Genomic DNA, 21,610 nt, shown 5'->3' with positions numbered 1-21,610 from the left:
CTCATATCTCTACTAAAACGATATGAGCAAAAAAACATGAGTAGACCATGTTCATGATAAAAAAATAACCTTGCCCATTTAATTATGAACAAGGTCATTTTTACTTTATGAAAGAAAGCGTAAATCTCCCTTTTCTGTATCCGAAATACCAAGCAACGAAAATGGACAATATACTGAGCCAAAACGTGAAATAACCGATCATATCCATATACTCAAATAAATCACGATAACTGGGCATCATCTTAAAAACGTAATCGATTATATCATTATGTATGGTCCAGATTCCGGCCAAAATTAAATGCCAAGGTTTTATTCTGTAAAATGGTGCGTATAATATCCCCTGAATTGCCATCCCTAAATGGGATGCCATTAACATATAGCCTTCTATTGGCAATGTGCCGGTCGTCAATAAAGTAAGTACGTTCATCACAACGGCCCAAATACCATATTTGAATAAAGTCATGATTGCCAAGGCTTCCATGAAACCAAAGTTTTTCTTGAGTAGAAATCCTACTAATACAAGTGAAAAAAACAAAGAAGCCGTTGGGCTATCAGGTACAAATGGTAAAAAGATAGCAGGTGTTTCAGCTAATTGATAACCATACCAATAATATCCATATGCCGTTCCGAATACATTCACTATTAACAATAAAACAAGTACTTGCCGATGCGCAAACCAACTATAAATCACATTCATCCACTTTTCCCTCGCATTCTCTATATATCATATTACAGATTCTATCCTCCAAATCCAAGTTTTTCTTTTAAATTGCCATTCAATAAAAATGACTGACAACGGAGTTGTCAGCCATTTTATTCAACAGTAGCGAAATAATGCTACCTGAATTCATTTATTTTGCTGATAAACCAGAAACGAATTCAGCTAATGTCTTCAATTCTTCATCAGAACCTTTGAACATACCAGCTGGCATCGCCCCTTGACCTTTGACAGCAATTTTAGAAACTTCTTCTGGAGTTAAACCGGTGTCAATCAAGCTAGGTGCTCCTGCCCCACCTGTCAATTCTGCTCCATGACAGCTTATACATCCGCTTGAATCCATAAGCTTATAACCATCGCTATCTTTATCGATGTCAGCACCTTCTACGATGGCCCCTTGCTTTTTAGAAGCTTCCCAATCGTGATGGGCCGCCGATTCCCATGTTAAATAAAACACTCCAGCAATAGCTAATAACATAAACCCTACAGCAAATGGGCGTTTAGCTGGACTACGCTCAGGACCGCGATCTAAAAACGGTGCCAGAAGCAATGCTCCAAAAGCTAAACCTGGTATAACCATGGCTCCAATTGCATTGTACGGACCTGAAGCATAGGTATACTTAAGTAATTGGTAAAGGAATAGAAAATACCAGTCAGGCAGCGGAATGTACGCTGTATCTGTCGGATCGGCTATCCTTTCCAATGGGGACGGATGTGCAACTGTCAAGCATAAATAGCCAACTAAAAATACTGCTCCGACCATCCATTCCTTTAAAAGGAAATTCGGCCAAAATGCTTCAGTTTTCCCAGGATATTCAGAATAATCTTTCGGAATATTCGGTTTACGGTTCGCAGAAATACGCGAGTCGCCTACGAATTTCATACCTTTCCCACGATGCATTGAATGATCCCCTCCTTTATGAAAAGGTTTTTATGATTCTTGTTCCATATTCTTTTATAGTGGACCTGAAATACCTTGCTTACGAATCATTAAGAAATGAGCCGCCAATAATGCAAATAATGCTGCAGGAAGGAAGAATACATGAATCGCGAAGAATCGAGTCAATGTCTGTGCACCAACGATTGTTGGGTCTCCTGCTATCAATGTCTTAAGTGCCGGTCCCATTAAAGGTACCGATTCGACAATGGTCAGTGTAACTTTTGTTGCAAATAGCGCTTTCATATCCCATGGTAATAAGTATCCGGTTAAACCCAATGCCAGCATAATAAAGAAGATTAATACGCCAACCATCCAGTTCAATTCGCGCGGTTTTTTGTAAGCTCCCTGGAAGAAGACACGAAGAGTATGTAAGAACATCATAACGATAACTAGACTTGCTCCCCAGTGATGCATGCCACGGACAATTTGACCGAAGGCCACTTCGTTTTGTAAATAATAAACCGATTCCCAAGCATTCTTGATATCGGGTACATAATACATCGTCAAGAACATACCTGACAAAATTTGAATGACCGTGATAAAGAAAGTTAACCCACCAAAACAATATACGAATGCAGAAAAATGATGCGCAGGGTTAACATGTTCCGGAACCTCATGGTCAGCAATATCCCGCCATAACGGCGTAATGTCTAAACGCTCGTCCACCCAGTCATATAACTTTGTTAGCAATGTTTACGCCTCCCCGTGCGGTTTTAGTTGACCTAAATAAAGAATTCCGTCTTTTTCTTTCGTGTCAAAGACATCCAAAGGTGAAATCGGTGGTGTCCCTTTCACGTTCATGCCATCTTTCGTGTACCTGCCATAATGACAAGGACAGAAGAACTGGTTTGGATTAGATTTATCCGTATTCCACGCTACCGTACAACCTAAATGCTTACAAATTGGAGATAGTGCAACTAACTTCCCATCATCCGTTTTATAAACCCAAGCTGTGTTTGTTTCTTCAGACTCATACCACCCGTCGACCTGCTTAAAGCTAAAATCAACTCGGACTGGTTCTGTAGTCAGTTCGCTTACCTTCTGCTTAGTTGCAATGTAATCCCCGCCTTTATCAGCTGATAGTACTGGATCAATTGCAAACCTAACCATAGGCATCAACATACCGGCCGCCATAAATCCACCAACGCCAGTAAGTGTGTAATTAAGGAATTGACGTCGTGAAACATTATGTTTGCTCATGCGTTTTCCCCCCCTCTATTACTATATTGAGAGCCCATTGGACCACTAAATAGCAACACTATAAAACTAGGACATTTCCATGATATATCAATAATTTCCCAAGGTCAATATTTGTAAAACCCAAAAGGTGGCAACTATGTGTCAAAAAATGAAAAAAACCCTTATTTTATTAGCTTTTCCAGTAATGAGTAAATATGTCTAGAATTTGATTGACTTGTTGGCTAATCATAGCCCTAGCTTGGGCATTTTCTAAATTTTCAAGCGGGATGGCAGGAATCCAAACCAAATGATGCTCCAATTCCAATTCATTCTTTTTCCACTCGATATCCGATGTAAGGAAAAATACATGCTTAAAGTTGTTTGCTTCCAGTTTTTCAGACCAACGCTTTAGAATGGAAAGCTTGTCCTCCTCATCACTTAGGTAGTGAAATGTTGGCATTAAAAGCATTCTGCCCTTCATTTGCTTTTCGATTTCCATACTCAAAATAGTAATGAATTCGTTATTCGAACCGGACTGTTTCATTTGTTCTCCAAAAGAGAGGGGAACCAATGGTATTAGTGCCGTATCCACAAACTCTTTTGCATGGATATACATATCCAATTCTTTTGCTGACCACTTCATATTCTTTACTCCACTCCCACTTTATCGAATCAACTCCTTTTCATTGTACCATTTATCGTAATATCTTTACCATATACCCCTAGTATTCATAAAAATGTAGTTTTTAACCATATTTTTTAAAAAAATAAAAATAAAAAACCTTTCCTGCTTCAGGAAAGGTCTTTGCAATTTATCCCAGTACTTTTAGTTGATTGAGTTGTTCCGTTAAATCCTTAAAAGCTTGTTCATCATGTTTATCCAACGCTTCATCGATTGCCTTGAGTATTCGGTCTCTCTCGAAATGAAGCATACTCTTCTCTAAAAACTGCTCAGCAAGTAGCTGATCTTTTTCATTAGCGGCTGTTGATTTTGGCATGAACGGGTTATTTTCCAATACTGCGGCGTATTGATAAGACGAATAAGCTGATTTAAAATTTAGCTGGATATAGATATCCTCATCCCGATTCAATCGAATATCATGAAAAGATTTCTCTGCATCGGTTGTCATGATATTGGATTTATAAAATCTGAAAGGCACTTCCTCCACACAATGGGTAGACATGATAAGACCACGGGGACAATATTGTGCATTCTCTACAAAATGGACCTTTTTCATTAATTGGTCGTGACTCATTAGATAATTTAAAATCCAAACACATTCTCTTCTTTTAAGTTGATAATGATTTAAAAACCACCGAATAAAATCCTTTTTCTCATTTACAGAAACAGGGGTAGCCACCATGAATTCCCTCCTCTGTCTTACTATTTTTTTTATAGCCCTGAACTTTCACCTAAACGTTCCAAAATCATCGCATATTCATCATTTGCCGGATTTATTACGAGCAGCTTGTTAAATACTTCTCTAGCAGTAGCGCTGTCTCCTTCTTCAATTAAAAAGAAACCGTAATCCTCCAGAAAATCCGGATTGTCTCTGAAAGAATTATATGCTTTACCATAGCTGGTTAATGACTCTTTATATTGCTCTGTTTTTTGATAACAGACAGCAGCTATCCATTCAAACTGTGGATCATCCTCGCCATATCTCCTTACCTCACCAATGCATTCTAAAATATCTTCATACCTTTCATTATGCATATAGAGCTTCAGTAGGGTAAGGGCAGCTTCTAAGTAGCCGGGATCGATTGCCAAAGCCTCTTTGAATAGGTTTTCCGCTTCATCCTCCAAACCGCTTTTCAAGGCGATTTTACCACCGAAGAAATATAGTTCCTTATTGAACTCATCTGCCTTGATGCCTTCCTTAACCGTATTCAAAGCCTTATCAAGATCCTCTAGATGTTCATAGCTTTTTGCTAAGTATAAGTAGAGGGAATGGTACTCATGGTCTATTTCCTTCAGTTCGATAAACTTGCGCACGGCAGTTTCATATAGACCAGCTTGGAAGGCAGTAAAGGCGTATTCAAATAGCGTATTGATTTCGACGCTACCATCTAAGGCCTTCTCGAAGTAAGGAAGGGCCTCCTCGAATTTCCCCGAACTACTCAACGCTTCCGCAAGACGCTGATTGACGTTCACCCCTGCAATTTCATGTTCCCGTTCTAATACCTTTATGTAATTTGCAATGGCATCCTGGTCTCTTCCTTGATGATAAAATAGTTCAGCTAGTGCAAAATCAATGATGATCTCATCCGGCAATAATTCCTTAGCCTGCAACAATTTCCTTTCACTGACCTCGCTCATCCCCTGTAATTGATAAAGGTCTGCTTCTAGTAATAGGGCACTTGGATAGACCTCATCTTCCGGGCTGACTTTTTCAAGCATCAGCATGGCTTCATCTTCTTGATCCATATCGATAAGGATTTCTGCTAAAGAAACAATCAACTCGCCCTCGTCTGGATACAGTGCCAGTAGATGCTCAAAAAGATCCTTAGCTTCCTCGACAAACCCAAGTTGGAACATTTCCTCAGCCAACAATAAGATGTCCTCTGCCGACTCTGATGATTTAATTCGATTTATATGTTTAAGAGCTTCTGTTAATTCCCCTTTTTTTAAATACTGAATAACTTGTTCTACTATATTCATAGCTGCTTCCTTCCTTTTGCATAAACTTAGTCTCTAGACAAACAACATCACGCAAAACGTCAACTTTCCTATCATAAAAAGGATGAAACGAATCGTGAAGATGTTTAGTAAAAACAGTAATATTTAGTTTACCATACTGCAGCCCGGTAATTCCATTGATGTAGTTCCCCCCATTCTTCATAAAAAAAGGTTACTATCTAATTCTCCATGGAAAGGAGAATCTCCTTTTTGATTAATCGGACCTTTATCATCAGTCCCCACCGTTATATTTCATAAAACGTTATTTTGACAACGCTTACAAAGGGATAGGAGCAAAAAACAAAAAAATAAAAAAAGTTTGCAGCACCAAAATATCTGCAAACTTTTTTCAATTCACTTAATCAAGTATGTTAAATGGTCAAAAAATTCCGGATACGAAACATCAATGGCTCCTGGGTCTTCCAGTTGAACATCCCCATTAGTAATTAATGCCGCTATCGCAAGCATCATTCCAATGCGGTGATCTCCATGGCTCGTGACCGTCCCTCCCTGAAGGGATTTACGCCCACTAATAATCAATCCATCTGCAGTCGGCGTTATATCCGCTCCCAGGATTTTAAGCTCATTGGCCACCGTGTCTATCCGGTTCGTCTCTTTTACCTTTAACTCACTAGCATCCTTGATTGTGGTAATACCTTCCGCTTGAGTGGCTAGGAGAGCAATGACCGGAATCTCGTCAATTAAACGAGGAATCAAATCACCACTGATCGTCGTCCCTTTTAATTGGGAACTCCGTACAGTAACGTCTCCTGCGGGTTCACCTTTTCCAGAATGTAAATCGACCGTTATATCTGCTCCCATTGCCTTCATCACTTCAATAATGCCTGTTCTTGTGGGATTAAGGCCTACGTTTTTCAAAACAACTTCACTATTTTTTGTAATCGCTGCAGCTACCATAAAGAATGCAGCCGAAGAAATATCGCCAGGCACATGTATAGTAGTTCCTTTGAACAACTGATTGCCACTTACTTTAATCGTTTGACCGTCTTTTTCAATTTTTCCACCAAATTGTTGGATCATACGTTCAGTATGGTCTCGTGTCGCTTCCGGCTCCACGATGATCGTTTCTCCTTCAGCTTGTAGCCCCGCAAGGATAATAGCAGATTTGACCTGGGCACTAGCTACAGGCAATTGATAGCGAACCCCTTGTAATTGCCCTCCCCTTATGGAAAGGGGCGTGTATTCGCCGTCTTTACGTCCGTCTATGAGCGCTCCCATCTCACGGAGGGGATTCACCACTCTTGTCATCGGCCGTTTAGCAATGGAGGAATCACCAGCGAGGACTGCAGAAAAGTCTTGTCCAGCCAAGATACCTAGCATCAATCGAATCGTAGTTCCAGAATTTCCGACATCCAGGACTTCACGAGGCTCAGTCAACCCATTGAATCCTTTCCCCTCTATACGGACTAGCTGACCCTCTTGTTCTATGCTCACGCCAAGCTGCTTGAAACAGGAGATTGTACTTAAGCAATCCGCACCAGGTAAAAAATTAGTAACCTCCGTAACCCCTTCAGCTAGCGCTCCAAACATAATAGATCGATGGGAGATAGACTTATCCCCCGGTACAGCGATCGTTCCACGCAAAGATTGAATGTTCGTTGGCAACCTTTTTGTCTTCATACAACCATCCTTCATCCATGTATTATTTTATGCCAGAATCGTTTCATAATCAGTATGCCTCGCCACACAATCAGCAGCTTTAATACGGTCTTCCTCTGTCTGGAAGCTGATTACTAGTACGCCATATATTTCTTCCCTTGTTTCGATGATTCGTATATTCGTTATACTGATTCCTTCCTGTGCCAAATAACCAGTAATCTCTGAAATGACCCCTGAGTAATCTGGTATATCAACATATAAATCATAAAACGCCGGAATGGCACCTTTCATATTGCTCGGTAAGTCATCCCTATATACCTTGGCATCAGTAAAGAAACGAAAAATTTCTTCGCTATCTTCATTGGCTACAAGTTCTTTGATATATTCCATTTCCCTTAACCAATCATTCATCAACACTAATAGCACTTCACGGTTATGTAATAAAATATCACGCCACATTTCGGGATTACTGGAAGCTATTCTAGTAATCTCACGAAAGCCTCCTGCAGCAAGCCTTGAAATCAGCTCATTCTCCTGACTGTATGCTTCCGCCTGTTTGACAAGGCCTGAGGCGATGATATGTGGAAAATGACTGATCACTCCTGTAATTCTATCGTGGGTATCAGGTGAGACTACCAAAAAATTAGCTCTTGTGCCACTTAACCATTGTTTTAACTGCTCTATTCTTTCTTCCTCGACATGTTCCTCTGGAGTAAGTAAATAGAACGCGTGCTCAAATAAGTGCAATTTGGCTGCCCCCGCTCCACTCTTGTGGGAACCAGCCATTGGATGGCCCCCTATGAAGGTGTAACCTCTATTGATCAAGCTGCTGGCCGCATTCACAACGGTTGTTTTCGTACTTGCAGCATCCGATATGATGACATCCCTTTTTAAGTCCAGATGAGCTAATTCCGCTAAAGTCCGGACCGTTTCATTGACGGGGACCGCCATTAAGATTAAATCGGCATCACAGGCGCCAGCTTCAAGAGAAGATACGGAATCATCAATGATTCCTAATAAGGTGGCTAGTTGTAAATTCTTTTCGTTTAAATCATAACCAACAATTACAGCGTCAGGATGAGCATGGCGGATAGCCATGGCCAACGATCCACCAATTAGTCCGAGGCCAATTACGAAAACCTTTCCTTTCACTCTTCTCTCCCCCGCTCCTTTAGTCCTCTAACCTAGATGAAATTAATGTATTGAATTAGAAGGCAAACTTACTTCAGTCAAGAATGATTTAATAGCACGGATCATTCCTTCATTTTCCTCCGTCGACCCAATCGTCACACGGACGCTATTTGGGAAACCGAATGACTTACCTGATCTTGCGATATATCCCCGCTCCAATAAAAACTGAAATACTGCATCAGCGTCATGATTGAAATGAATGAAAATAAAATTACCCTGAGATGGATAATATGAGAGATTTTCCGATTCACAAAACTCATAATACTGTTGTAGACCTTTTTGGTTTTCCGTCCTACATTTTTCTATGAAGGCCTGGTCCTCTAATGCCACGACGGCAATCTTTTGTCCGAATGTATTCACATTGAATGGTTCACGCGATGGATCAAGCTTCTGGATAATGTCTTCATCAGCCAATCCGTATCCAACTCTAAAGCTGGCAAGACCGTATATTTTTGAAAATGTTCGAAGTATAATCAGATTCTTATATTTATTGATCCATTGATTGGTTCTCGGATAATCCTCAGCCACTGCATATTCACTATAGGCTTCATCTAAAACAACAAGTACATCTTCCGGAACTTTTTCAAGGAATGCAATTAAATCAGGTTCGGGAATGTATTTTCCTGTCGGATTATTAGGTGTACAGATCCAAATAACAGATGTGTTTTCATCAATAGCATTAAGCATACCTTCTAGGTCATGACCTCCGTCAATGTGCGGCACTTCTCTAATTTCCGCCCCTTCAAGGGTGGCATTATGTCGATACTGTGAAAAAGTCCCCGTAGCCATAACGGTATTTTTTCCCGCTCCAAGCAAACTCCTTGATATTATTTGAATATTCTCATCTGATCCATTCCCAAAAATAAGTTGTGTCTCTTTAACACCTGTATGTATAGCAACGGCCTCTCTAAGCGAGGTTGCATATCCGTCAGGGTAAATAGCGAAAGAATGGCTTGCATTTTTTATGCTATCTTTAACTTTTTCGGAACACCCAAACGGATTTTCATTTGAAGCAAGTTTCACTATTTTTTCAAGACCATACATTTTCTTCACTTCATCGGTTGATTTTCCCGGTTGATAAGATTTCAAGGAAAGGACCGCTTCATTCCATTTCATATCATTCACCCCTATTTTTACTACTTTAAAGCAACAAAGTGTACAAATATTATACCATATCTTTTTTCTTGAATTCTAATTTTTTAGTTAAATCCGGCCTCAAAACAGTGGCACCCGCTTGATATACATGCTCAATATCTCTCTGCGATTTCGTCGTCTCTACATGAAGCATCACTCTTATACAGGAAGGCAAAGAATTTATCACAGGAATTTCTTGCATACAAGTGACCGGTACATATGTCCACCCTTCAAATTTCCTGAGGGCTTTGGCAGGGAAGACGGAGCGTATATCATCCGTTGCAGAAAAAAATACGGAGGCAACCATTTCAGGTTCAATATCGTTTTTTCGAATAATTTCTTCCAACAGTAGTTCAACAGCAGAAATCACTTCTGATTCTGTGTCATTTTCTACGGTTGTTGCGCCCCTTATTCCTCTAATCACACACGATTCCCCCATTCTTCAATCACATTAAATCAGTCATTTCTTCTAACAGTAGCGAATCTTCCATATCCATTAACACAGGAGAACCCAATTGTTTTAGCAAGACAAATGTAGCACCGCCATGGACGGACTTTTTATCAGTTTTCATCAAATGGAGCAATACTTCTTTTTCAAGCTGCTGAGGTATAGTTGTTTGATAACCTAAAGAGGAAACCCATTGTATGAACTCGTTAAGGTTAAAATCCAGATCCTGTTTCTTCTGACTTAATTTCAGGGCGTAGACCATTCCTATTAAAATGGATTCGCCATGAGTAAAGTTACCATATCCCATAGAGCCTTCAATAGCATGACCAAGTGTATGACCAAAATTTAAATAGGCACGGATACCCGTTTCTTTTTCGTCCTTTTCTACGATGGATGCTTTTATGCTTATCCCTTTTGTAATCATGATTAGAAATTGCTCATCCGTTACATTGGTGAGATCCACAATATTCAACCTTAACCATCGGTAAAAGTCTTCATCAGCAATCAAGGAATGCTTAATTACTTCGGCAAAACCCGAACGTAACTCTTGTAATGGAAGCGTATGTAAAAATTCAAGGTCATAAAAGACCGCTTCAGGCTGGTGAAAGGCACCAACCATATTTTTTCCTAGTGGATGGTTGATGGCAACCTTGCCACCAACAGCACTATCATGCGCAAGTAAAGTCGTCGGGATCTGGATAAACGGGATTCCCCTCATAAAAGTGGCCGCAACAAATCCAGCTAGGTCGCCGACTGCACCACCGCCAAGAGCAATAATCATTGACTTCCGATTAAGTCGTTGGGATAAGGCGTAGCTTTGGCACTCATAAAATACGTCAAATGTCTTAGCATGCTCCCCTTCCGGAACAACATGGTGCAACACCGGTTTTCCCGTCTTAATTAAAGCGCTTTTGACTGTCTGTAAATGCAATTCTGCTACTTTTTCATCCGTAATGATTAAAATCTTGCTTACATGACTATATTCATTGGAAATGAAATCGGATAATTCATGAATCGCATTCTTCCCTATTACAACCGGGTATTGCTTGGAAGCCGTTTTAATTTGTATGGATTCCATCGTTAAAACTCCTTTACTTCTTCCCGATAAGAATTTATGTATTCTTCCAATCGATCAAAGCGGTCTGAAGGAAATTGTTCCACGATTGCCGTCGCAAGTTCCCAGGCCACTACTGCCTCGGCAACCACGGCTGCAGCTGGCACAGCACAGCTATCAGAGCGCTCCACACTTGCTTCAAATACTTCCTTAGTATCGATATCAACGCTTTTCAACGGTTTATATAATGTCGGAATTGGCTTCATGACACCACGTACAACAATCGGCATACCAGTCGTCATCCCGCCTTCAAAACCACCCAGGTGATTCGTTTTCCGATAGTAGCCCTTATCCTTGTCCCAAGCTATCTCATCATGAACATCACTACCGAATCGATGAGCCGCTTCGAATCCTATACCTATCTCGACACCTTTAAAAGCGTTAATGCTCATAATTGCCGCTGCAAGCTTAGCATCGAGTTTGCGGTCATAATGAACATAGCTTCCAACGCCCACTGGCATTCCTTCAACAATGACTTCCACAACGCCGCCGATTGAATCTCCCTTTTGTTTAGCATCATCAATGGCATCCTTCATTTGTTGCTCGACATTCTTATCAAAACATCTGACTGAAGATTCTTCCGTCACATGCTGTAACTGCTGAATCGACTCATATTGAGGAGGATCAGCCTTTATACCACCGATTTCAAGTACATGTGATGCCACTTCAATTCCTAACAAAGCCAGTAATTTTTTAGCTACTGCACCTGCTGCCACACGCACGGTCGTTTCGCGGGCCGATGAGCGCTCCAAAACGTTCCGTAAATCACGATGACCGTATTTAATGCCACCATTCAAGTCTGCATGACCTGGACGTGGACGCGTAATTTTGCGTTTGATCTCTTCAGCTTCTTCCTCTGATAGACCTTCACTTCCCATGATCTTGGTCCAATGCTTCCAATCGTCATTCTCGACTACCAATGCGATCGGTGATCCCAACGTGTAACCATGTCTGATTCCAGAAGATATGAAGGCTTGATCCTTTTCAATCTGCATTCTTCTTCCTCGGCCATGCCCTTTTTGCCGGCGACCCAAATCTTTGTTAATATCCTCATTTGTAATTGGCATACCCGCTGGTAAACCTTCAATAATAGTAGTTAGCTGCGGACCATGTGATTCTCCCGCTGTTAAATATCTCATTTTCCTGCCCCCTTTTAGCACTTTAAAGGATTTATGTATCAATATAACACAATTTTATGAAAAGTGGGAATACAGTTAAAGCAAAATCAATATTTCTTTATATTTCAACACTTTTCTTTTATTATTTTACATGTTCTCAAACAATTTCGATATAGTTTAATCTTTCCCAAGCTAACATTTCACCCCCATCTTCTCTCTCAGCTTACCAAAAATGGCCCTTTAGTCCAATAACGTATATAGAAAAGAGAACTGAATGTTCCATTCAGCCCTCTATACCGTAAATCTATTTACTTTTTCTTATAAAAGAATGTGTCTATGGTTTCAAATTCATATTTTCCCGGATTAAAAATCTGTTCTGTACTCCCCACAAAAAAGACACCACCACTTTTCAAAGATGCACTGAATTTATCATATAAAAGACACTTTGCGTCTTCAGTAAAATAAATCAAGACATTTCGACAGACGACTAAGTCAAAACCCTGTTCAAATCGATCTGCAAGTAGATTATGTTTCTTAAAGGTGACTGTTCGCTTAATTTCATCTTCAACACGATAAAAATCATCTTCTTTTTTAAAGTGCTTGTTCTTTATATCATCTGGCACTTCATTCAAAGAACGCTCAGGATACACCCCCATTTTGGCCCGGGCAATTACGTTTTCATCTAAATCCGTTGCCAATATTTCAATTTGGCTTAATGGAACAAGCTTCGATAAAATCATCGCAATTGTATATGGCTCTTCACCGGTTGAACAGGCAGCACTCCATATTTTTAATTTTTTTTTGCTGGCTAAGAGGGAAGGCAGGACTTTTTTCTCTAAAACTTCCCATCTCTTCGCATTCCGATAAAATTCCGAAACATTAATCGTCATTCTGTCTAAAAACTCATTTAATACTTTAGAATTGGACTGAATGTCTTTAAAATATTCCCGGAATGATCGATACCCTCTTTTCTCATACAGAGAGGTGAGACGACGTTTCATTTGCCCTTCCTTGTACAATGACAAATCAATGCCTGTCAACACTTTAATATTGCGAATAAACTCTTCATATTCTTGAGGCATTGCTGTGACTCCCCCGAACTTATTGATTTATGTCGTTCTTCTCTTTATATCGGAGTGGGCTTGGGATTCTTTAAATAATAATGCCGCTTTACGCCTTTAATTTCAATAACTGCAAAGATACAAAAAAAGCGGGTTCTGTCGAATCATTCGACAAAACCCGCTTTTATATTCTTACCTACCTAATTAGTAAACCCATTCGTTAGCGATTTTTGAATACTCAACTAGTTCTTCTTCTTTGAAGAATAAACCAATTTCACGTGCAGCGCTTTCAGCTGAGTCTGATCCGTGAATGATGTTTTTGCCTACAGTAACTGCGAAGTCGCCACGAATTGTAGCTGCTGCAGCATCTTTAGGATTAGTAGCACCCATCATTTGACGAGCAGTTGCAATTACGTTTTCACCTTCCCAAACCATTGCGAAAACAGGGCCTGAAGTGATGAAGTCCACTAATTCGCCGAAGAAAGGACGTTCTTTATGCTCTCCGTAATGTTGCTCAGCTAATTCCTGAGAGATAACCATTAATTTTGCTCCAGCTAATAGGAAGCCTTTCTTTTCGAAACGAGAAACGATTTCACCGATTAAATTACGTTGAACGCCGTCAGGCTTTACCATTAAAAATGTTTTTTCCATAATTGTCACTCCTAATATGTATCATAGTTATTTGCCTTTATAAGGCAATCCTTTTAGAATACTACCATGGTTTGTCCAGTTTCGCAACTGCAAGCTTTAAAACTTCCTTTTTCCGATGTTTTTTGCTATGTCAGATAATGTCTTCCTCGCCTTTATGGCGGGAAGTCCTTTCAATTCCGAGAAAGCCTTTTCTAAATAAAGGTCACTTATCTTAGCCGCTTGTTCAATGGCACCTGAAGACTTGATAGCTGTAATGATTTTCGATAAATCTTCTTTGGACATATCTTCCCTAACCGTTTCGATTAGCTTTTTAAGCATTGGGTCTTCCATTGCAATCAAAACGGGTAAGGTGATGTTTCCCTGTATCAAATCACTGCCTGCCGGCTTACCCAATTCTTCTTCAGATGCAGTGAAGTCCAGGATATCATCTGTTATTTGATAAGACATGCCAACATAATAACCAAATCTAAATAACTTTTGATGGATTTTTTCATCAACACCGGCAGCAATCGCCCCGAGCTGGCAGCTTGAAGCTATGAGTAACGCTGTTTTTCTCTTTATCCTTCGAAGATAAATTCGCCAGTTTTGATTGAAATTGTATTTATCCTTAATTTGCTCTATTTCCCCGAGGCACAATTCGACCATGGTATCCGCGAGAATCTTATGTGCAAGCGGGGTCTCAATCACTGCCATCATTTCCAGTGCTCTTGCAAAAATGAAGTCGCCGGTATACATGGCAACACGATTGTCCCATTTCGATTTAATAGTGGCAGACCCTCTGCGTAAATCCGCATCATCTACAACATCATCATGTACGAGTGAAGCCGTGTGTATCAGTTCCAATGTCGCTGCAACATGCTTGACTACATGGATATCATAATCGCCAAACTTCGCCCCTAAAAGGACGAATACCGGGCGAATACGTTTTCCACCTGATTGCAGTAAATGTAGTGAAGCTTCCCGCAAAACCGTGGAATCCGCTATAATTGCCGCTTCTAATTCTTTTTCAATTAATTGCAAATCTGTATTCAAGAAGGAATACATCATTCTATATTTCATAAATTCCACCCAGCTTTGTCCATTGCTTTTATGCTTTATTTAAAGGCTTATATCCGAAATGTGTTGCAGCAACGCCACCAAAATGCGCTTTATAACTCACTTTTTCCATGCCTGCCTGCTTAAACATACTTTCAAGTTTTTTCATACCCGGGAAATCGCGTGCAGATTCCTGAAGCCAAGAATATTCGTTATAGCTTTTAGCGAACAACTTGCCGAAAACCGGCATGATAAAACGAAAATAAAAGTAATAGCCCTGTTTAAAACCTAGCATCGTTGGCTGCGAGGTATCGAGACAAACGACCATTCCCCCAGGCTTTACCACTCGGTTTAATTCTTTAAGGACTTGCATGTAATCTGGCACATTCCGAAGGCCAAAGCCAATCGTTACGTAATCAAAGCTATTATCATCAAAAGGGAGTTCCATTGCATTACCATGCATAAGAGAAACATGATCCAATTTAAGATCTTTCACTTTTTGTTCGCCAATTTTCAGCATGTTCTTACTGAAATCCAACCCTATTACTTTTCCTTCCGGTCCGACTTCATTAGCGAGCGCAATGGTCCAATCCGCCGTTCCACAGCATACATCGAGTGCATGGGCGCCCTTTGGGACTTTCATGATATCCATGGTCGCCTTTCGCCATTTTAGATGCTGCTTAAAGCTGATGAGGGAATTCATCTTGTCATAATTTCCGTATATCTTTTCAAAAACATGATGAACTTTTTGCTCTTTAGACTGTTCCATGGCTCAACCTTCTTTCACACATGAATTCGCTTGATTCTTTGTTTGCTTAAGTATCTCGCTCACTCTTTGTAAGATTTCTTCATTTTTTTTTGTTACATTCCGAGAGGAAAGTTCTACAGCTTTACTTACATCTCTTAGACATCTATCTATTTCAATCTTTACTCGTTCTTCTTTTTCTGATGAATGGACGTCATTACGCTTACCTTCATCGATGATATTTCTCATGTTATCAAAGACAATCGATTGGCCAGTAAGCAAATAGTTTGTCTTTTCAGTCTGCAGTCGATTTAAAAGAAGCAGGTCTTCCGAAATCTCCATCCAATCAGGTCGTTTATAATATTCGGCCATTTTATAAACAAGTGAGGATTCGATTGCCTTTAACGTTTTTAGAAGTGTAGGAAGATCGCTTATGCATTTTTGATAAAGAATAATTTTATTATCGTTGATTTTCTTTATCGCACTTGAAAGTACGCGGATCATCTCAATGTTTCCGATACTCGCGAGCCCCTGATAATACAGGCCGCTATAGTAATCACCTGCAAGGACTTGTAATTGCCGATTTTTCAAAACCTGAGGCGTTTCCGGCCCATCGAATGAATTAGAGACGATTTCATGGGTATCAAGAGCAATTTGAACGAGCATGGTTGATTCAATGTATTGATCCCGTTCTTCGTTTAAAACGTCCAGATCATTAAACAAGCCCCAAAGCAATGTTAGTTTATTTTCATCAACTAATGGCTTTTGGATATATTTAAGTAAATAAGGATGTTGAGCCTTTTTTTCTATCGTTTGTTTTAATTGTCTTAAGTCATTCGTTATGTTTAACAATTGAGATCACCTTTGCATCCCCGAAAGATAATTTTTTCATACATATTCGTTTCTTTTCTGTGTAAAATACACATTATTATACCATAAAAACAATCAGTTGAAATGAACAACGTTTATAAAATGATACATCCCTGAATGGGAAGGAGCCCATCTTTTATTCTTTCTAACCAACTGGATGCAGAAGTTTTCTTAATTAAATGTGTGAACCAGGTGAGGAATAACCTTTTAGGTGAGAATCATTTACTTCACGGTTGGATTCTTTTTTGACTCACTTTCCATTTCACCGTAGGGAGTGTAAATCTTTGCATGTCCTCTTATTTTTATGGCCGATGTATGCTCCGTGAATTGAGCTATCATCACTTCCCCTGAGTCAAGCTTCTCAGAATGATGAAACTTGGTATCGGTCCCTCTTGTCAACCCAATCACGTTTACGCTATCTTCAATGGCTTTAATGACTACAAAATCACTTGAGAATTTTTCGTCCATTTCTATTCTCCCCCTATATCCTTAGTCTTTAATGAATGCCAATACTTCGGCCCGAGTACGATGGTCCTTTGCAAAAGACCCTCTCACCGCTGAGGTCACTGTTTTAGACCCTGGTTTTTTCACGCCCCGCATGGTCATACACATATGTTCAGCCTCCACTACAACCATCACACCATGTGGCTCCAGCTTCTCCATAATCGCATTTGCGACGGTCGATGTTATGCGTTCTTGCAATTGTGGTCGTTTTGAAACCGCCTCGACAGCTCTGGCTAACTTACTCAAGCCTGTCACTTTTCCGTTTTTAGGGATGTAAGCGACATGGGCTTTCCCGTAAAAAGGCACTAAATGATGCTCACAAACCGAGTAAAAAGGAATATCCTTCACAAGAACAAGCTCTTCATGATCTTCACCAAAAACCGTATCGAAATATTCTTTTGGATCCTGATTCAGCCCTGAAAATATTTCTTCATACATTCTAGCCACGCGCGCTGGAGTATCTAGTAACCCTTCTCTCCCAGGATCTTCCCCAACTGCCTCAAGAAGCATCTTCACCGCTTCTTCTATTTTTGCATGGTCGACATTTGCCATTCCCTTACCCCCTATTTAAATTGAACTAATATGTATTAGAAAAAAACACAAGACAAAACGCCTGGCATTTAATGTTCTTTCACCAAAAAGCTTTTTAACCCAGTATAAAGATCAATAAATAATTCATGTACCATTCATTGCATTCATTGATACTTATTATTATATTATCTTTTCTTCAGTATTCACTGCCTTTTATAATAGCATAGATAGAAATTAAGAAGCAAAAAAAGACCGCGTATGCACGCGGCCCTTTTTGTCGGTTAAGCACCCGTATGTAATGGTAAAATTACTTCACTGCATCTTTCAGTGCTTTACCAGGTTTGAAAGCTGGCACTTTGCTAGCTGCAATTTCGATTTCGTCACCAGTTTGTGGGTTACGACCTTTACGAGCCGCACGTTCACGAACTTCAAAGTTACCAAAACCGATCAATTGTACTTTATCTCCAGATTTTAGAGCTTCTAAGATTGTATCAAAAACAGCATCAACAGCTTTTGTAGCGTCTTTCTTAGAAATTTCAGTTGCTGTAACAACTTCATTAATTAATTCTGTTTTGTTCATGCCATTCACCTCCTCCCAAAAGGATCTTTATAAAAAATCATTATTACAACACGATAATAGTGATTTGATATTTAATTCAATGGGAACTTTTCCTACTGCTAACCATGTGTAACCTATCTTGAATAATTTTTCAAAAGGACACATCAGCTAAGTTAAAAATAGGTTGAAACCGCTGTTATAACGCGTTTTCTGTATGTAGATTATCACAAATCCTATTCGCTTAGCAAGGGAATTCAAAAAATAATGGGAATCTTTTCATAAAAAATTGTATAATTTATAAATTTTGTCTCCCGCTAATCATCATTTCCCTTTTTTATAGAAAGTAAACTCCTAATCCCACTGAAAATCGCATAACACTAGGGTTTTTAGAGATTCCATTAAAAACTTACTAAAAAATCGTATCGGTCAGATTCTTTTTACCCTTATAAGGACTGATGGAATCCTAACAATAAAAAGACCAATCCGACGAACGGAATTGGTCCCATTTAATAATACGGTTCCTTATAAAATGATCGCTATTAAACCACCACTACCTTCATTGATGATTCTTTCAAGCGTCTCCTTCAACTTATACCGAGCATTATCTGGCATCATGGCTAGTTTCACCTGAATTCCTTCTCTAACATATGAGCTTAGGCTTCGGCCAAAGATATCGGAATTCCAAATGGAGAGTGGATTATCTTCGAAATCCTGCATTAAATACCTGACTAATTCTTCACTTTGCTTCTCCGTACCAATGATCGGTGAAAACTCTGATTCGACATCTACCTTTATCATATGAATAGATGGGGCAACCGCCTTTAACCTGACCCCGAACCTGGCTCCCTGACGAATGATTTCCGGCTCATCCAAGCTCATATCGTTCAAAGATGGAGCCGCTACACCATATCCGGTTTGCTTAACCATCCTTAAAGCATCTGCTACTTGATCATATTCGGCCTTGGCATATGCAAAGTCCTGCATAAGGGATAGGAGGTGATCCTTGCCACGTATCTCGACACCGACAATTTCCTTCAGGATATCGTCGTAGAGTTCATCTGGGGCATATAAGTCGATTTCAGCCACACCCTGCCCCATTTCTATCCCCGCGAGTGCAGCATGGTCAATAAATTCAAACTCATTGAAATGCCCGACTACCCGGTCAACATCCCGTAGACGTTTGATGTCTTTTACAGTCTCTTTGACCGCTTCCTGATAGCTTTCCCTTAACCAATGGTCTTCTCGGAGGACCATTACCCAACTCGGAAGGTTGACGTTGACTTCAAGAACCGGAAACTCATAGAGAGCTTCACGAAGCACACTGTATACATCCGATTCGCGCATCCCTTCCACACTCATCGCCAATACAGGGATATCGTACTTTTCCTGTAAAGAATCCCTCAGTGCCACCGTATTTGGATGATGGGGTTGCACTGAATTAATGACGATAATAAACGGCTTTCCAACCTCTTTCAATTCTTCGATGACCCTTTCCTCGGCCTCTAAATAATCACTGCGGGGAATTTCACCAATTGTCCCGTCTGTTGTAACCACAATCCCTAAAGTCGAGTGATCCTGGATTACCTTCCGTGTACCAATTTCTGCTGCTTCATTGAAAGGGATCGGTTCTTCGTACCATGGAGTATGAATCATACGGGGCCCATTTTCATCTTCATACCCTTTGGCCCCAGGTATTGTATACCCTACACAATCGACTAATCGAATGTTCACTTCTAGACCTTCCGCTACCTGAATGGAGGCTGCCTGGTTAGGCACGAACTTAGGTTCAGTCGTCATGATTGTTCTTCCCGCTGCACTTTGCGGCAGTTCATCTTGAGCTCTTGCTCGGTCTGCTTCTGACGGTATATTCGGAATAACAACAAGCTCCATGAATTTTTTTATAAATGTGGATTTCCCTGTCCTGACAGCTCCAACTACACCTAAATATATGTCTCCACCGGTTCTTTCAGCAATATCTTTAAAAATATCTACCTTTTCCAAGGTATCCCCTCCCGAATTAGCGTTTTGGGATCACGATTATCCATTTACTCATGTTTAGGACACTATATGTCTATGATGTTGTCCGAAAAATTTATTCCGATTATTCCCGTACCCATACCTTCCTCCACCAACAGATTTTATATAAGGGTTTTTATTTTAAAAGTAAGATAAAATGAAGATAAAGAAATAACCCTTCCCCTACAATATATTTTGTAGAAGAAGGGTTATGACTATTTTGTGAGAAATATTGGGCTTTTACTTTTTTCATCGATGGTATATGGCAGTGAATAAGCTGGAACGAATTCCGAACTATCCACAAGAAGTTCCCGAATATCTTCTCCCGTCTTGATTCTTCCATCATGCTGCTGCAGTACATCATATAAATCCGGTGTGTAATCAACATAAAGATTTCCATCCCCATCCACCACTAAATAAAGATCCTTTTGTGAATAGGGGCTCGTAACAGTTGGTGCTTCCTTTAGACCCATCTTTTTATAATCAAGCGTAAAGACATTTTCCGATATCCTCTCTTTATAAGGGGGATACCCGTTACTTTGCTGATATGCCTGCAACCGTAAAGAAATATCTTGAATTTTCTGGGCCATCCGGACATCCAAAAGTTTCACCGTCGGATCGTTCTCTACGTTCACTAGGACATATTGAAAAACCCCTCCCGATTCATAAGCATTATCAGGCGGTTCCGCCATATACCTTGGTGAGATTTTCGTGAACTTGATTACATACTTTTGATAAATCGGAGTGTCCGCTTCTTTCGTCACAATGGGAAGAATCCCGCCTTCGTCTTCCTTAAATTGATCAACAGCGCTTTGAACGGATTGAATTTGTTCTTTATATGGTAATTGATTTTGAACTTTTTGCTTCTGAGGATACAAACAGCCTGTCAATAATCCAGAGATGCATAATAAACATAATATTTTGAAAGAATTTCTCATCATATCTCCTCACCTATTAAGTGGTTGGGCCGCTCAGAACAACGATAAGGATGATCAAGCCGGCTAGAAGCATAAGTATGTATGCAATAATTGCTGTTAAGCCTTTCCAGATTCCTTTTAGTTTATAACGACTTCCATAAATAAGTAGGATAGAGATAACCATAAAGCCCATCGCTATAAAGGATATCCACATTTTTTGCAGAGCTGGTGTCATATCATCTTCACTCCTTTTTCCAGAAATTATTATAACATACCAAATTACGTTAAAGGTATTAAATCGTTGTCCAAACTGTTTAAATTATTGCTCAATTAGCTTTTTCGTTTAAAAATAATGTTTAAAAAGTTAAGAAAAGAATAACCAGTTTGACAAAATAACAGCCCAGCAAAAACTTTTTTCATGAAGGATGCTATAGTCATTCACTTAGCCGAAAAGAGGCCAACACATGGTTTTGAATTGTTTCATAGCCCAATAGAAACAATGGCACTTCCACACGTCCAAAACCCTCTTGTGGAGTCACGATTCGAGTGATGATGAGTTCCCTTGGTTAACATTTACTG

General features: G+C 39.8%; 24 protein-coding genes. All 24 read right to left on the bottom strand.

Annotation, left to right across the window (positions count from 1 at the left end; all coding sequences use genetic code 11):
• Positions 1-100: 100 nt before the first annotated feature.
• Positions 101-697 (bottom strand): DUF1405 domain-containing protein, encoded by a 597-nt coding sequence (locus tag ACQKL0_RS08135; protein ID WP_427686918.1) that lies wholly within the window; start codon positions 695-697, stop codon positions 101-103.
• A 154-nt stretch (positions 698-851) separates the two neighbouring features.
• Positions 852-1,619, bottom strand: coding sequence for a menaquinol-cytochrome c reductase cytochrome b/c subunit (locus tag ACQKL0_RS08130; RefSeq protein WP_402869148.1), 768 nt, complete (start codon positions 1,617-1,619; stop codon positions 852-854).
• 54 nt (positions 1,620-1,673) lie between these two features.
• The gene (gene qcrB / locus ACQKL0_RS08125; protein ID WP_034307974.1) at positions 1,674-2,348 is read right to left on the bottom strand and encodes a menaquinol-cytochrome c reductase cytochrome b subunit; all 675 of its coding nucleotides are present in this window, start codon (positions 2,346-2,348) and stop codon (positions 1,674-1,676) included.
• Between the two features lie 3 nt (positions 2,349-2,351).
• Complete coding sequence (locus tag ACQKL0_RS08120) at positions 2,352-2,858, bottom strand: ubiquinol-cytochrome c reductase iron-sulfur subunit (protein ID WP_402869149.1); 507 nt, start codon at positions 2,856-2,858, stop codon at positions 2,352-2,354.
• Positions 2,859-3,027: 169 nt separating this feature from the next.
• Positions 3,028-3,480 carry a YpiF family protein gene (locus tag ACQKL0_RS08115; protein WP_402869151.1) on the bottom strand — a complete coding sequence of 151 codons (453 nt, stop codon included), beginning with the start codon at positions 3,478-3,480 and terminating at the stop codon, positions 3,028-3,030.
• A 169-nt stretch (positions 3,481-3,649) separates the two neighbouring features.
• Entirely contained in the window at positions 3,650-4,201 is a 552-nt protein-coding gene (locus ACQKL0_RS08110) for a ReoY family proteolytic degradation factor (protein WP_402869153.1), read from the bottom strand.
• Between the two features lie 29 nt (positions 4,202-4,230).
• Positions 4,231-5,499 carry a tetratricopeptide repeat protein gene (locus ACQKL0_RS08105; RefSeq protein WP_402956702.1) on the bottom strand — a complete coding sequence of 423 codons (1,269 nt, stop codon included), beginning with the start codon at positions 5,497-5,499 and terminating at the stop codon, positions 4,231-4,233.
• Between the two features lie 372 nt (positions 5,500-5,871).
• Entirely contained in the window at positions 5,872-7,158 is a 1,287-nt protein-coding gene (aroA, locus tag ACQKL0_RS08100) for a 3-phosphoshikimate 1-carboxyvinyltransferase (protein WP_427686916.1), read from the bottom strand.
• A 27-nt stretch (positions 7,159-7,185) separates the two neighbouring features.
• The gene (locus ACQKL0_RS08095; protein WP_427686914.1) at positions 7,186-8,289 is read right to left on the bottom strand and encodes a prephenate dehydrogenase; all 1,104 of its coding nucleotides are present in this window, start codon (positions 8,287-8,289) and stop codon (positions 7,186-7,188) included.
• A gap of 42 nt (positions 8,290-8,331) precedes the next feature.
• Positions 8,332-9,444, bottom strand: coding sequence for a histidinol-phosphate transaminase (gene hisC / locus ACQKL0_RS08090; RefSeq protein WP_427686912.1), 1,113 nt, complete (start codon positions 9,442-9,444; stop codon positions 8,332-8,334).
• Positions 9,445-9,493: 49 nt separating this feature from the next.
• Complete coding sequence (gene aroH / locus ACQKL0_RS08085; protein WP_402869162.1) at positions 9,494-9,886, bottom strand: chorismate mutase; 393 nt, start codon at positions 9,884-9,886, stop codon at positions 9,494-9,496.
• 22 nt (positions 9,887-9,908) lie between these two features.
• Positions 9,909-10,988, bottom strand: a complete 1,080-nt coding sequence (aroB, locus tag ACQKL0_RS08080) for a 3-dehydroquinate synthase (protein WP_402956694.1) — start codon at positions 10,986-10,988, stop codon at positions 9,909-9,911.
• Between the two features lie 2 nt (positions 10,989-10,990).
• Entirely contained in the window at positions 10,991-12,163 is a 1,173-nt protein-coding gene (aroC, locus tag ACQKL0_RS08075) for a chorismate synthase (RefSeq protein ID WP_427686910.1), read from the bottom strand.
• 287 nt (positions 12,164-12,450) lie between these two features.
• Positions 12,451-13,224: a CheR family methyltransferase gene (locus ACQKL0_RS08070; protein ID WP_407406976.1), complete on the bottom strand. Its 774-nt coding sequence runs from the start codon at positions 13,222-13,224 to the stop codon at positions 12,451-12,453.
• A gap of 183 nt (positions 13,225-13,407) precedes the next feature.
• Complete coding sequence (ndk, locus tag ACQKL0_RS08065; protein ID WP_402869169.1) at positions 13,408-13,854, bottom strand: nucleoside-diphosphate kinase; 447 nt, start codon at positions 13,852-13,854, stop codon at positions 13,408-13,410.
• Positions 13,855-13,950: 96 nt separating this feature from the next.
• Positions 13,951-14,913, bottom strand: coding sequence for a heptaprenyl diphosphate synthase component II (hepT, locus tag ACQKL0_RS08060; RefSeq protein WP_402956690.1), 963 nt, complete (start codon positions 14,911-14,913; stop codon positions 13,951-13,953).
• A 28-nt stretch (positions 14,914-14,941) separates the two neighbouring features.
• Positions 14,942-15,658, bottom strand: coding sequence for a demethylmenaquinone methyltransferase (locus tag ACQKL0_RS08055; protein ID WP_402869172.1), 717 nt, complete (start codon positions 15,656-15,658; stop codon positions 14,942-14,944).
• A 3-nt stretch (positions 15,659-15,661) separates the two neighbouring features.
• Positions 15,662-16,486 carry a heptaprenyl diphosphate synthase component 1 gene (locus ACQKL0_RS08050; RefSeq protein ID WP_407406973.1) on the bottom strand — a complete coding sequence of 275 codons (825 nt, stop codon included), beginning with the start codon at positions 16,484-16,486 and terminating at the stop codon, positions 15,662-15,664.
• A 240-nt stretch (positions 16,487-16,726) separates the two neighbouring features.
• Positions 16,727-16,972, bottom strand: a complete 246-nt coding sequence (gene mtrB, locus ACQKL0_RS08045) for a trp RNA-binding attenuation protein MtrB (protein WP_402869175.1) — start codon at positions 16,970-16,972, stop codon at positions 16,727-16,729.
• A 21-nt stretch (positions 16,973-16,993) separates the two neighbouring features.
• On the bottom strand, positions 16,994-17,560 hold the full coding sequence (gene folE / locus ACQKL0_RS08040; RefSeq protein ID WP_402869176.1) for a GTP cyclohydrolase I FolE: 567 nt from the start codon (positions 17,558-17,560) through the stop codon (positions 16,994-16,996).
• Between the two features lie 286 nt (positions 17,561-17,846).
• Positions 17,847-18,119 carry an HU family DNA-binding protein gene (locus ACQKL0_RS08035; protein WP_318683240.1) on the bottom strand — a complete coding sequence of 91 codons (273 nt, stop codon included), beginning with the start codon at positions 18,117-18,119 and terminating at the stop codon, positions 17,847-17,849.
• Between the two features lie 501 nt (positions 18,120-18,620).
• Positions 18,621-20,099 carry a stage IV sporulation protein A gene (gene spoIVA / locus ACQKL0_RS08030; protein ID WP_402869179.1) on the bottom strand — a complete coding sequence of 493 codons (1,479 nt, stop codon included), beginning with the start codon at positions 20,097-20,099 and terminating at the stop codon, positions 18,621-18,623.
• A gap of 230 nt (positions 20,100-20,329) precedes the next feature.
• The gene (locus tag ACQKL0_RS08025; protein WP_427686907.1) at positions 20,330-21,052 is read right to left on the bottom strand and encodes a hypothetical protein; all 723 of its coding nucleotides are present in this window, start codon (positions 21,050-21,052) and stop codon (positions 20,330-20,332) included.
• A 16-nt stretch (positions 21,053-21,068) separates the two neighbouring features.
• Positions 21,069-21,266, bottom strand: coding sequence for a DUF2768 domain-containing protein (locus ACQKL0_RS08020; RefSeq protein WP_402869182.1), 198 nt, complete (start codon positions 21,264-21,266; stop codon positions 21,069-21,071).
• Between the last annotated feature and the right edge of the window lie 344 nt (positions 21,267-21,610).

The organism is Peribacillus sp. NPDC097264 (genome assembly GCF_050277925.1).
Lineage (GTDB): Bacteria > Bacillota > Bacilli > Bacillales > DSM-1321 > Peribacillus.
Note: the sequence above shows the minus strand (reverse complement) of the source record. Positions and strands in the feature narration are given on the sequence as shown.